10 protein-coding genes are annotated in these 13,095 nt (G+C 71.4%); all 10 read left to right on the forward strand.

Annotated features, from left to right (window positions below; genetic code table 11):
• The first annotated feature begins 367 nt into the window (after positions 1-367).
• Entirely contained in the window at positions 368-1,324 is a 957-nt protein-coding gene (gene rsmH / locus Sru02f_RS08490; RefSeq protein ID WP_109031821.1) for a 16S rRNA (cytosine(1402)-N(4))-methyltransferase RsmH, read from the forward strand.
• A gap of 73 nt (positions 1,325-1,397) precedes the next feature.
• Positions 1,398-1,952 carry an FtsB/FtsL family cell division protein gene (locus tag Sru02f_RS08495; protein WP_167469520.1) on the forward strand — a complete coding sequence of 185 codons (555 nt, stop codon included), beginning with the start codon at positions 1,398-1,400 and terminating at the stop codon, positions 1,950-1,952.
• Entirely contained in the window at positions 1,949-3,913 is a 1,965-nt protein-coding gene (gene ftsI, locus Sru02f_RS08500) for a cell division protein FtsI (RefSeq protein WP_109031823.1), read from the forward strand. The genes Sru02f_RS08495 and ftsI overlap by 4 nt, the downstream gene beginning before the upstream one ends.
• A 219-nt stretch (positions 3,914-4,132) precedes the next feature.
• Positions 4,133-5,653, forward strand: coding sequence for a UDP-N-acetylmuramoyl-L-alanyl-D-glutamate--2,6-diaminopimelate ligase (locus Sru02f_RS08505; protein WP_109031824.1), 1,521 nt, complete (start codon positions 4,133-4,135; stop codon positions 5,651-5,653).
• Between the two features lie 60 nt (positions 5,654-5,713).
• Positions 5,714-7,129, forward strand: coding sequence for a UDP-N-acetylmuramoyl-tripeptide--D-alanyl-D-alanine ligase (locus Sru02f_RS08510; protein ID WP_109031825.1), 1,416 nt, complete (start codon positions 5,714-5,716; stop codon positions 7,127-7,129).
• Entirely contained in the window at positions 7,129-8,220 is a 1,092-nt protein-coding gene (mraY, locus tag Sru02f_RS08515; protein WP_003976728.1) for a phospho-N-acetylmuramoyl-pentapeptide-transferase, read from the forward strand. The genes Sru02f_RS08510 and mraY overlap by 1 nt, the downstream gene beginning before the upstream one ends.
• A gap of 8 nt (positions 8,221-8,228) precedes the next feature.
• Entirely contained in the window at positions 8,229-9,644 is a 1,416-nt protein-coding gene (gene murD, locus Sru02f_RS08520; protein WP_109032103.1) for a UDP-N-acetylmuramoyl-L-alanine--D-glutamate ligase, read from the forward strand.
• A 77-nt stretch (positions 9,645-9,721) separates the two neighbouring features.
• Positions 9,722-11,092: a putative lipid II flippase FtsW gene (ftsW, locus tag Sru02f_RS08525; protein WP_109031826.1), complete on the forward strand. Its 1,371-nt coding sequence runs from the start codon at positions 9,722-9,724 to the stop codon at positions 11,090-11,092.
• Positions 11,093-11,098: 6 nt separating this feature from the next.
• Positions 11,099-12,193, forward strand: a complete 1,095-nt coding sequence (gene murG, locus Sru02f_RS08530) for an undecaprenyldiphospho-muramoylpentapeptide beta-N-acetylglucosaminyltransferase (RefSeq protein WP_109031827.1) — start codon at positions 11,099-11,101, stop codon at positions 12,191-12,193.
• 25 nt (positions 12,194-12,218) lie between these two features.
• The gene (gene ftsQ, locus Sru02f_RS08535) at positions 12,219-13,013 is read left to right on the forward strand and encodes a cell division protein FtsQ (protein ID WP_109031828.1); all 795 of its coding nucleotides are present in this window, start codon (positions 12,219-12,221) and stop codon (positions 13,011-13,013) included.
• The last annotated feature ends 82 nt before the right edge of the window (positions 13,014-13,095 follow it).

Raw genomic sequence — 13,095 nt, forward strand, 5'->3', positions numbered from 1 at the left:
CATCGACGCTTGTTGTGAGCCAACCCACAGGGTGGCGGGATCGCGGCCGTACGAGTGAAAAGCCGTGCGATGCCGGTTTGCTGACACCGGTGTCCGCGACGCGCAGGCCGGTTGATTGACCGGGCGACACCGTGGACTAAAGTGACGCGAAGCGGGAGGCGAGGCCTCCCTGCTGGACTGAATTCCCCGGAGACCTGGGCGACGTCCCGCCAGATCTCCCCACGTGCGCGGCGCGTACGTACGGCTCGGCCTCCTCCCGCTCCTGGCCGGCCGACGCTTTTGGCGCCGGCAGGCCTCCCCTTCAGATGCGAGCGGGAGGGGACCCGGCAGTGCGTGACGCCGCGCCGGACCTGAGAGGCCGCCCCACTTGAGCCAGAGTCGACACGTCCCGGTGATGCTCCAGCGGTGTCTGGACCTGCTGGCACCCGCCCTCCAGGAGCCGGGAGCCGTGGTCGTCGACTGCACGCTGGGGCTCGGCGGGCACAGTGAGGCGCTCCTCGAACGCTTCCCCGAGGTCCGGCTCGTCGCCCTCGACCGCGACAAGGAGGCCCTGCGCCTGTCCGGCGAGCGGCTCGCCCCGTACGGCGGACGCGCCACCCTCGTGCACGCCGTCTACGACGAGTTGCCCGACGTGCTCGACCGGCTCGGCGTCCCCCGTGTCCAGGGGGTGCTGTTCGACCTCGGCGTCTCCTCCATGCAGCTCGACGAGGCCGACCGCGGCTTCGCCTACGCCCAGGACGCCCCGCTCGACATGCGGATGGACCAGAGCACCGGCATGAGCGCCGCCGAGGTCCTCAACACCTACCCGCCCGGCGAACTCGTCCGCATCCTGCGGGCGTACGGCGAGGAGAAGCAGGCCAAGCGGATCGTGTCCGCCGTCGTGCGCGAGCGGGAGAAGGAGCCGTTCACCAACAGCGCCCGCCTGGTGGAGCTGATCCGCGCGGCGCTGCCGCAGGCCGCCAAGCGCACCGGCGGCAACCCGGCCAAGCGCACCTTCCAGGCCCTGCGCATCGAGGTCAACGGCGAGCTGTCCGTCCTGGAGCGGGCGATCCCGGCCGCCGTCGAGTCCGTCGCGGTCGGCGGGCGGATCGCCGTGCTGTCGTACCACTCGCTGGAGGACCGGCTGGTCAAACAGGTGTTCGCGGCCGGCGCCGCCAACACCGCGCCGCCCGGCCTGCCCGTCGTCCCCGAGCAGTACGCACCGCGGCTCAAGCTGCTCACCCGCGGTGCCGAACTCCCCACCGAGGAGGAGATCGCCGAGAACCGTCGCGCGGCACCGGCACGGCTGCGCGGCGCCGAGCGCATCAGGGAGTCCCTCGGGTGAAGGGAGTCCCTCGGGCGGAGCGAGCGAGGCAGGCCGGGCACCGGTGCGGACGACACCCCCTAGGGGAGGGCGTGTGAGCAGGAAACCCGAACTGAAGGGCAGGGCGGCCCGGCTGGCCCGGCTCCTGCCCACCGGCGGGCCTCGGGGCCAGGCGGCCCGGGCGCCGTTCGTCCTCCTGGTCGTCGTCCTGCTCGGCGGCGGCCTCATCGGGCTCCTCGTGCTGAACTCCGCCCTGAGCGAGGGCTCCTTCCAGCTGGAGGACCTCAAGCAGCGGACCAAGGAGCTCACCGACGAGGAACAGGCGCTCCAGCGGGACATCGACGCCTACTCCGCCCCCCGGGCCCTCCAGCGCCGCGCCCGCGAACTGGGCATGGTGCCCGGCGGCGACCCCGCCTTCCTCGACCCCGACGGCACCGTCAAGGGCGTGCCCAGCCCCGCCCCCGCCGCGGCCACCCCGCTCGTCCTCGCCCCCGAGGCGCTGGCCTCGACGTCCGCCGGCGCGTCCACGGTCACACCGTCCCCCTACACCGAGCCCTCCGGCCCGGCCCCCACCGCGGCCCCGTCCGGCACAGCCGCCACCCCCACCACCGCGGCGCCGCCCACCCCGACCCCGACTCCCGGCAGGTGACGGAAGTGTCCGACAGGGAACCGCCGCGCCGCCGGGTGCCCGGACCCGCGAGGCCCGTCCGCCCCGGCGGCGGGCGCCGCCCGGGACCCGGCGCCCGGCCCACCCGCAGGCCGGGACCGTCCCGCCCGGCGCCCCGCGCCTTCCGGCTGGGCAGCCCGCGCCCCCGGCTGCGCATGATCGGCCTCGCACTGACCCTGGTGCTGGCCGCGTTCGTCGTACGGCTCCTCCAGGTGCAGGCCGTCGACGCCGGCACCTACTCGGCCAAGGCCGAGCAGAACCGCTACGTCGTGCACACCCTGCCCGCCGAACGCGGCGGGATCACCGACCGCAACGGCGTCGCCCTGGCGACCACCGTGGACTCCTACGACATCACCGCCGACCCCACGATGTTCACCCGCGAGCAGCTGAAGGTCGACGACGGACCCGAGCAGGCGGCGGCGCTCCTCGCGCCGATCCTCGGCCAGGACCAGGAGCAGCTGGCCAAGGTGCTCCGCCCGAAGAACAGGGAACTGCGCTACGTCCGCCTCGCGCGCCGGCAGACCCCCCAGGTCTGGAACCAGATCAAGGACCTGAAGACCGCGCTCACCACGAAGGCGGAGACCGACAAGTCGACGGTCAACGTGCTCGCGGGCGTCTTCGCCGACCCCAGCAGCAAGCGGGTGTACCCGGGCGGCGACCTCGCCGCCGGCATCCTCGGCTGGGTCGGCGCCGACGGCAAGGGCGGCGGCGGCCTGGAGCGGAAGCTGGACAAGACGCTGGCCGGCGAGGACGGCAAGATCCGCTACGCGCAGTCCGGCGGGCGCCAGGTGCCCACCGCCGGTTCCACCGAGACGCCCGCCGTGCCGGGCAGCGACGTCGAGCTGACCATCGACCGCGACATCCAGTGGGCCGCCCAGCACGCCATCAGCGAGCAGGTGGAGAAGTCCAAGGCGGACGGCGGCTACGTCATCGTCCAGGACACCACCACCGGCGAGATCCTCGCCATGGCCAACTCGCCTGGCTTCGACCCGGGCGACCTCGCCCACGCCGACCCCGCGGCGCTGGGCAACGCCGCGCTCCAGGACGCCTTCGAGCCGGGCTCCACCGCCAAGGTGCTGTCCATGGCGGCCGTGCTGGAGGAGAACGTCGCCACGCCGGGCACCCACATCACCGTCCCCAACCGGCTCAAGCGCGGCGACCGGCTCTTCAAGGACGACATCGACCACCCGACCTGGTACCTCACACTCAACGGCGTGCTCGCCAAGTCCAGCAACATCGGCACGATCATGGCCACCGGTGAGCTGGGCAAGACCCAGGCCGAGGCCAACAAGGTGCTCTACTCCTACCTGCGCAAGTTCGGCCTCGGCGGCTACAGCGGACTCGGCTTCCCCGGCGAGACCAAGGGCATCCTCGCGCCGCCCGACCAGTGGTCGACCTCGCAGCAGTACACGATCCCTTTCGGCCAGGGCGTCTCCGTGAACGCGCTCCAGGCGGCCTCCATCTACTCGACCGTCGCCAACGGCGGCGTCCGCATCGAACCCACGCTGGTCCGCGGCACGAAGGGCGCCGACGGACGCTTCACTCCGGCCCCGGAACCCAAGAAAACCCGCGTGACCAGCGAGAAGACCGCGAAGACCCTCTCGCAGATGCTGGAGTCCGTCGTCGACGACGAGGAGGGCACCGGCACCAAGGCCCGCATCCCCGGCTACCGGGTGGCGGGCAAGACGGGCACCGCCAACCGGGTGGATCCGGCCACCGGCAAGTACCGCGGCTACACCTCGTCCTTCGCCGGGTTCGCCCCCGCCGACAAGCCCCGGGTCACCGTCTACTGCGCCATCCAGAACGCCACCGAGGGCAGCTACTTCGGCGGCCAGATCTGCGGCCCCATCTACAAGCAGGTCATGGAGTTCGCCTTGAAGACCCTTCAGGTCCCGCCGACCGGGGCCGCCCCCGCGAGGCTCCCGGTCACCTTCAAACCCTGAGCCGTACCGCCCCCTCGCACCGAGCCGTACCGAACCAGCGCCGATTCAGTACCGAGCCACCAGGAACCACCCGTGACAACGATCACCCCCGACCCCGGGAACCAGAGAGCCCCCCAGGCCCCGCCCCAGCCCTCGCTTCGCCGGGAGGCGGGTACTCCCGGTACGCTCACCGCCGTGCCACACCCTGATCAGTCCCAAACCACCCAGAAGGGCCACCCCGTGACATACCCGGGACCGCCCCGGCCGGTGCGGATCTCCGCCACACCCCTCGCGGAACTCGCCGATCAGCTGGGTGTCCCCGCGCCGGACGGCTCCGCCGAGATCACGGGGATCACCCACGACTCGCGCGCCGTCCGCCCCGGTGACCTGTACGCCGCCCTTCCCGGAGCCCGTCTGCACGGCGCCGACTTCGTCACCCAGGCCGCCGGCCTCGGCGCCGCCGCGGTGCTGACCGACCCGGCCGGCGCGGAGCGTGCCGCCGCCGCCGGTCTGCCGGCCCTCGTCGTCGACGACCCGCGCGCGCGGATGGGCGAGCTGGCGGCCACGATCTACGGCCACCCCGGCCGCGACCTGCTCCAGATCGGCATCACCGGCACCTCCGGCAAGACCACCACCGCCTACCTCGTCGAGGGCGGCCTGCGCACGGCGAAGTCCACCGGGCTGATCGGCACGGTCGAGATGCGCATCGGCGACGAGCGCATCAAGTCGGAGCGCACCACGCCCGAGGCCACCGACCTCCAGGCGCTGTTCGCGGTGATGCGCGAGCGCGGCACCGAGGCGGTCGCCATGGAGGTCTCCAGCCACGCCCTGGTGCTCGGCCGCGTCGACGCCTGCGTCTTCGACATCGCCGTCTTCACCAACCTCAGCCCGGAGCACATGGAGTTCCACTCCGGCATGGAGGACTACTTCCAGGCCAAGGCGCAGCTCTTCACCCCGAAGCGCAGCAGGCTCGGCGTGGTCAACGTGGACGACGAGTACGGGCGCCGCCTGGCCAACGAGGCCACCGTCCCGGTCGTCACCTACTCCGCCGAGGGCCACCCGGACGCCGACTGGCGCGCCGACGAGGTCGAGGTCGGCCCGCTGGACTCGACGTTCACCGTGCTCGGGCCGAAGGGCGAGCGGATCACCGCCAAGTCGCCGCTGGCCGGGCCCTTCAACGTGGCGAACACCCTCGCCGCGATCGTCGCCCTGGCCGCCGCCGGGCTCGACCCGCAGAGCGCCGCCGACGGCGTCGCCGCCGTACCGGGCGTGCCGGGCCGCCTGGAGCGCGTGGACGAGGGCCAGCCCTTCTTCGCGGTGGTCGACTACGCCCACAAGACCGACGCCGTCGAGTCGGTCCTGCGGGCCCTGCGCAAGGTCACCGAGGGCAAGCTGCACGCCGTGCTCGGCTGCGGCGGCGACCGGGACACCACCAAGCGGGAGCCGATGGGCGCCGCCGTGGCCCGGTTCGCCGACACCGCCGTACTGACCTCCGACAACCCCCGCTCCGAGGACCCCCTCGCGATCCTCGCCACCATGCTCCAGGGCGCGGCGTCCGTGCCCGCGCACGAGCGCGGCGAGGTGCAGGTCTTCGAGGACCGGGCCGCCGCGATCGCCGCCGCCGTCGCCCGGGCCGAGCCCGGCGACACGGTGCTGGTGGCGGGCAAGGGCCACGAGCAGGGCCAGGACATCGCCGGCGTCGTCCGTCCCTTCGACGACCGCCAGGTGCTGCGCGAAGCCATCAAGAAGACCCAGGGATGAGATCCCGATGAGATCCCGAACGATCCAGCCGATCCTGATCCTGATCCAGGGGACGAACTTGTGATCACCCTCTCACTCGCCGAGATCGCAGAAGTCGTCGGCGGGCGGATGCACGACATACCGGACGCGTCCGCCGAGGTCACCGGGCCGGTCGTCCGGGACTCCCGGGAAGCCGGGCCCGGCAGCCTCTTCGTCGCCTTCGTGGGCGAACGGGTCGACGGCCACGACTTCGCCGCGCAGGTCGTCGAAGCGGGTGCGGTGGCCGTCCTCGGCTCCCGCCCCGTCGGCGTGCCCGCGATCGTCGTGGACGACGTCCAGGCCGCCCTGGGCGCCCTCGCCCGGCACGTCGTGCGACGCCTCGGCACCACCCTCGTGGCCCTCACCGGGTCGGCCGGCAAGACCAGCACCAAGGACCTGATCGCCCAGGTACTGCGTCGCAAGGCGCCCACGGTCTTCACGCCCGGCTCCATGAACAACGAGGTGGGGCTGCCGCTCACCGCGCTCACCGCCACCGACGAGACGAAGTTCCTCGTCCTGGAGATGGGCGCCCGCGGCATCGGCCACATCCGGTACCTGTGCGAGCTGACCCCGCCGAAGATCGGCGCGGTCCTCAACGTCGGCTCCGCGCACATCGGCGAGTTCGGCGGCCGGGAGCAGATCGCCCAGGCCAAGGGCGAACTCGTCGAGGCCCTGCCGCCCGCCGAGGAGGGCGGCGCCGCGATCCTCAACGCGGACGACCCGCTCGTACGGGCCATGGCCTCCCGAACGAAGGCGAAGGTGATCCTTTTCGGAGAGTCCGGCGAAGCGGACGTTCGCGCCGAGAACGTGCGACTCACGGACACCGGACAGCCTTCCTTCAGCCTTCACACACCCTCCGGTGCAAGCGATGTGACCATGCGCCTGTACGGTGAGCACCACGTGTCGAACGCGCTCGCCGCGGCCGCCGTCGCCCACGAGTTGGGCATGTCCGCAGACGAGATCGCCACCGCGCTCTCCGAGGCGGGCTCCCTCTCCCGCTGGCGGATGGAGGTCACCGAGCGCCCGGACGGCGTGACGGTCGTCAACGACGCCTACAACGCGAACCCCGAGTCCATGAAGGCCGCGCTGCGTGCGCTCGTCGCCATGGGAAAGGGGCGCCGTACGTGGGCGGTGCTCGGCAAGATGGCCGAGCTCGGGGACGAGGCGCTCGCCGAGCACGACGCGGTCGGACGGCTCGCCGTCCGGCTCAACGTCAGCAAGCTCGTCGCGGTCGGGGGCAGGGAAGCCCGATGGCTGCAACTGGGCGCATATAACGAGGGTTCGTGGGGTGAGGAGTCGGTGCACGTGTCCGACGCACAGGCGGCGGTCGACCTGTTGCGCAGCGAGTTGCGCCCAGGAGACGTCGTGCTCGTGAAGGCGTCCCGTTCGGTGGGTCTGGAGAGCGTCGCCACGGCGCTCCTCGAGACCGGCGCCGAGGGTGAGGTTGCCGCCCGATGATGAAGCAGATCCTGTTCGCAGGAGTCATTGGCCTCTTCCTCACGCTGGTCGGCACCCCGCTGCTGATCAAGCTCCTGGCCCGCAAGGGCTACGGCCAGTACATCCGCGACGACGGACCGCGCGAGCACGCCAGCAAGCGCGGTACGCCGACCATGGGTGGTATCGCCTTCATCCTGGCGACGGTCGCCGCGTACTTCCTCGCCAAGGGCATCACCAGCTATCTGGACCCCGACATCGACGCGGGGCCGACCTTCTCCGGTCTGCTGGTGCTCGGCCTGATGGTGGGCATGGGCCTGGTCGGCTTCCTCGACGACTACATCAAGATCGTCAAACGGCGTTCGCTGGGCCTGCGGGCCAGGGCGAAGATGATCGGCCAGCTCACCGTCGGCATCGCCTTCGCCGTGCTCTCGCTGCAGTTCGCGGACAACCGGGGCAACACCCCGGCGTCCACGAAGCTGTCGTTCATCACCGACTTCGGCTGGACCATCGGCCCGGTGCTGTTCGTCGTCTGGGCGCTGTTCATGATCCTCGCGATGTCGAACGGCGTGAACCTGACCGACGGCCTGGACGGCCTGGCCACCGGCGCCTCCGTCCTGGTCTTCGGCGCCTACACCTTCATCGGCGTCTGGCAGTTCCAGGAGTCCTGCGCCAACGCGCTGACCCTGACCAACCCGGGCGCCTGCTACGAGGTGAGAGACCCGCTCGACCTCGCGGTGGTCGCGTCCGCGCTGATGGGTTCCTGCCTCGGCTTCCTGTGGTGGAACACCTCGCCGGCCAAGATCTTCATGGGCGACACCGGTTCGCTCGCGCTCGGCGGTGTGCTCGCGGGTCTGGCGATCTGCTCGCGCACCGAACTGCTGATGGCCATCCTCGGCGGCCTGTTCGTGCTGATCACCATGTCGGTGGTCATCCAGGTCGGCTCCTTCCGCCTCACCGGCAAGCGGGTCTTCCGGATGGCGCCACTCCAGCACCACTTCGAACTCAAAGGCTGGTCCGAAGTCCTTGTCGTGGTCCGCTTCTGGATCATCCAGGGCATCTGCGTGATCGTCGGACTCGGCCTCTTCTACGCGGGATGGGCAACGGACAAGTGACCTCCTCGGTGCCTTCGGAATTCAGCGGCAAGCACGTCACCGTCGCCGGACTCGGCGTCTCCGGCGTCCCGGCGGCCAAGGTGCTGCACGGGCTCGGCGCGCACGTCACCGTCGTCAACGACGGCGACGACGAGCGGGCCCGGACGCAGGCGGCGGAGCTGGAACCGCTCGGCGTCACCGTGCGCCTGGGGGACGGGGACACGCTTCCCGAGGGCACCGAGCTGATCGTCACGGCACCGGGCTGGAAGCCCACCAAGCCGCTGTTCGCGGCGGCCGGACAGGCCGGCGTGCCGGTCTGGGGCGACGTGGAACTGGCCTGGCGGCTGCGCGGCCTGGACGGCCGGAAGCCCGCGCCCTGGCTCGCCGTCACCGGCACCAACGGCAAGACCACCACCGTCCAGATGCTCGCGTCGATCCTGAAGGCGGCCGGTCTGCGCACCGCCGCCGTCGGCAACATCGGCGTCTCGCTCCTCGACGCGGTCACCGGCGAGCAGGAGTACGACGTCCTCGCCGTGGAGCTGTCCAGCTACCAGCTCCACTGGGCGCCCTCGCTGCGCGCCCACTCCGCCGCCGTGCTCAACCTCGCCCCGGACCACCTCGACTGGCACGGCTCCATGGAGGCCTACGCCGCCGACAAGGGCCGCATCTACGAGGGCAATCACGTCGCCTGCGTCTACAACGTCGCCGACAAGGCCACCGAGGACCTGGTCCGCGCCGCCGACGTCGAGGAGGGCTGCCGGGCGATCGGCTTCACCCTCGGCACCCCCGGCCCCTCGCAACTCGGCGTCGTGGAGGGCCTGCTGGTCGACCGCGCCTTCGTCGAGGACCGGCAGAAGAACGCCCAGGAGCTGGCCGAGGTCTCCGACGTCAACCCGCCGGCCCCGCACAACATCGCCAACGCCCTTGCCGCCGCGGGTCTCGCCCGCGCCTTCGGCGTCTCCGCGGCCGCCGTACGCGACGGGTTGCGCGCCTTCACGCCGGACGCCCACCGGATCGCGCACGTCGCCGACGTGGACGGGGTGGCCTACGTGGACGACTCCAAGGCCACCAACACCCACGCCACCGAGGCGTCCTTGGCGGCCTACGAGTCGATCGTGTGGATCGCGGGCGGGCTGGCCAAGGGCGCGACCTTCGACGAGCTGGTCGCGGGCGCGGCGAAGCGGCTGCGCGGCGCCGTCCTCATCGGCGCCGACCGCGCCCTGATCCGCGAAGCCCTGGCGCGACACGCGCCCGAAGTACCCGTGGTCGACCTCGACCGGACCGACACTGGTGCGATGCTCCAGGCCGTCCAGGAGGCGCGGCGGCTCGCCCGGCCCGGTGACACGGTGCTGCTGGCCCCGGCCTGTGCCTCCATGGACATGTTCACCAACTACAACCAGCGCGGTGACGCGTTCGCGCAGGCCGTTCGCGAACTCGGCGCCTGACCCGGCCGCCTCCTGCCGCCGGGTGAACTCGGGAGGACGCGTGGGACGGTCCATGCCGACGTACAGCGGAGGCCGCGATGCCCGGTAGTCCCCAGAGCCGCACCGGACGTCCGCCCGTGCAGCGGACCGTCAAGCGGCCCGCCGCACCCGGGCCGCCGCACGACAACGGCGTGCTCCGCCTCTACCACCGGCTGCGCCGCGCCTGGGACCGGCCGCTGACCGCGTACTACCTGATCTTCGGCGGCAGTCTGCTGATCACCGTGCTCGGCCTGGTGATGGTCTACTCGGCGTCCCAGATCACCGCACTCCAGCTGTCGCTGCCCGGCTCGTACTTCTTCCGCAAGCAGGCCCTCGCCGCGCTCATCGGCGCCGGTCTCCTGGTCGCCGCGATGAAGATGCCGGTCAAGCTGCACCGGGCGCTGGCCTATCCGATCCTCGCCGGTGCCGTCTTCCTGATGATCCTGGTCCAGGTGCCCGGGATAGGAGTCGCGGTCAACGGCAACCAGAACTGGATCTCGCTGGGCGGCTCCTTCCAGATCCAGCCCAGCGAGTTCGGCAAGCTGGCCCTGGTGCTGTGGGGCGCGGACCTGCTGGCCCGCAAGCACGACAAGAAGCTGCTGACCCAGTGGAAGCACATGCTGGTACCGCTGGTGCCCGCCGCGTTCATGCTGCTCGGGCTGATCATGATCGGCGGCGACATGGGCACCGCGATCATCCTCACGGCGATCCTGTTCGGCCTGCTCTGGCTGGCCGGCGCGCCCACCCGGCTGTTCGCGGGCGTGCTCTCGATCGCCCTGCTGCTCGGCTTCATCCTCATCAAGACCAGCGCGAACCGGATGGCCCGGCTCAACTGCCTCGGCGCCACCGACCCGGGCCCCGGCGACTCCTGCTGGCAGGCCGTGCACGGCATCTACGCCCTGGCCTCCGGCGGACTGTTCGGTTCCGGGCTCGGTGCCAGTGTGGAGAAATGGGGCCAACTCCCCGAAGCACACACCGACTTCATCTTCGCCGTCACCGGTGAGGAACTGGGCCTGGCGGGGACGCTGTCGGTGCTCGCCCTGTTCGCGGCTCTAGGCTATGCGGGTATCCGCGTGGCCGGACGCACGGAGGACCCCTTCGTGAGGTATGCCGCGGGAGGCGTGACCACCTGGATCACGGCCCAGGCCGTGATCAACATCGGTGCGGTCCTCGGGCTGCTGCCGATCGCCGGTGTCCCGCTCCCGCTGTTCTCCTACGGGGGTTCCGCCCTGCTGCCGACCATGTTCGCCATCGGTCTGCTGATCGCCTTCGCGCGTGACGAACCCGGTGCGCGGGCGGCGCTTGCGCTGCGGCAACCTCGCTTTGGTAGAAAGCGGGGAGCCGGGGGACCCGCGGCCAAGCGGAGCCCCGGGAGTTGGAACACGATGCGACGGCGCGCCTCGGCGGCGCGTTCGTCCGGAGAGCGGTGAATTTCGGTGCATGTCGTACTCGCCGGCGGAGGAACCGCGGGCCACATCGAGCCCGCGCTCGCCCTCGCGGACGCCCTGCGCAGGCAGGATCCGACCGTGGGGATCACGGCCCTGGGCACGGAACGCGGCCTGGAGACCCGCCTGGTGCCCGAGCGGGGTTACGAGCTGGCGCTGATCCCGGCCGTACCGCTGCCGCGCAAGCCCACCCCCGAGCTGATCACCGTCCCGGGCCGGCTGCGCGGGACGATCAAGGCGACCGAGCAGATCCTGGAGCGCACCAAGGCGGACGCGGTGGCAGGCTTCGGCGGCTACGTGGCGCTGCCCGCCTACCTCGCGGCCAAACGGCTCGGCGTGCCGATCGTCGTGCACGAGGCCAACGCCCGTCCCGGCCTGGCCAACAAGATCGGCTCGCGCTACGCCGCCCAGGTCGCCGTCTCCACTCCCGACAGCAAGCTGCGCAACTCCCGCTACATCGGCATCCCGCTGCGCCGCTCCATCGCCACCCTCGACCGGGCCGCCGCCCGTCCCGAGGCCCGCGCGATGTTCGGTCTCGACCCCAACCTGCCGACGCTGCTGGTCACCGGCGGCTCGCAGGGCGCCCGCCGCCTCAACGAGGTCATCCAGCAGGTCGCGCCCTGGCTCCAGCAGGCCGGCATCCAGATCCTGCACGCGGTCGGACCCAAGAACGAACTGCCGCAGGTCCACCAGATGCCGGGAATGCCCCCGTACATCCCGGTAAGTTATCTGGACCGGATGGACCTCGCGTACGCCGCCGCCGACATGATGCTCTGCCGTGCGGGCGCGATGACCGTCGCCGAACTCTCCGCCGTCGGGCTTCCGGCCGCCTACGTCCCGCTGCCCATCGGCAACGGCGAACAGCGGCTCAACGCCCAGCCGGTGGTCAAGGCCGGCGGCGGACTGCTGGTCGACGACGCGGAACTCACGCCGGAGTGGCTCCAGCAGAACGTCCTGCCCGTGCTCGCCAACCCGCACCGGCTGTACGAGATGTCCCGCGCCGCCGCCGAGTTCGGCCGCCGGGACGCCGACGACCTCCTCGTCGGCATGGTGTACGAGGCGATCGCCGCCCGTGCGCGCCGCTAGACACGTCTGACGGAAGGCAGGGAGCGTGGCCGGACCGACCACCGCCGAGCGCGGTGCACGCCAGCAGGAGTCGTCCGGCCCGCCCCGGGTACGCCGGTTCCGCCCGCCCCGTGTTCGTACGATCATCATCCTCGCCGTCGCCCTGGTGCTCGTCGCGGGCGGAACCGTCTGGGTGCTCTACGGCTCGAACTGGACACGTCTGGAACGGGTGTCGGTCTCGGGAACGAGTGTCCTGACGCCCGCGCAGGTGCGCGAGGCCGCCGACGTGCCGGTCGGGGACCCGCTGGTCTCGGTCGACACGGAGGCGGTCGAGGCCCGGCTGCGCCGGAAATTGCCCCGCATTGACGAGGTCGACGTGGAGCGTTCCTGGCCGCACGGAATCGGACTGAAAGTGACGGAGCGTACTCCGGTCCTGATTGTGCAAAAGGGCCGAAACTTCGTGGAAGTGGACGATGAAGGCGTCCGTTTCGCCACGGTTTCCAAGGCCCCGAAAGGCGTGCCCACGCTGGAATTGGAACCGGCACGTTCCGGTTCCGCCGCGGCGAGCCTGCGCCGCTTCGACGACGACCGCCTGGTGCGCGAGGCGGTGCGGGCGGCCGGCCGGCTCCCGGACAAGGTCGCCCGGGACACACGGGTCGTCAAGGTCCGTTCCTACGACGACATCTCGCTGGAGTTGAGCGGCGGGCGGACCGTGTCGTGGGGGAGCGGTGAGCAGGGTGTGCAGAAGGCCCGCGCGCTCACCGCGCTCATGAAAGCGACGCCCGACGCGCGGCACTTCGACGTGAGTGTTGCCACCGCCCCGGCGTCATCCGGGAGTTGACGGGTATACGCGCAGGCCAGCACCCTGGTTGGGCAGCGCTACGGCTGATCACATAGGGTGAAAAGAAAAACGGGAGGTTCGG

This window comes from Streptomyces rubrogriseus (genome assembly GCF_027947575.1).
GTDB lineage: Bacteria > Actinomycetota > Actinomycetes > Streptomycetales > Streptomycetaceae > Streptomyces > Streptomyces rubrogriseus.

Bases quoted from the DNA above. Each gene is read 5' to 3' on its own strand.
- mraY (WP_003976728.1), top strand. From the start codon at position 7,129: ATGAAGCAGATCCTGTTCGCAGGAGTCATTGGCCTCTTCCTCACGCTG.
- ftsW (WP_109031826.1), top strand. From the start codon at position 9,722: ATGCCCGGTAGTCCCCAGAGCCGCACCGGACGTCCGCCCGTGCAGCGG.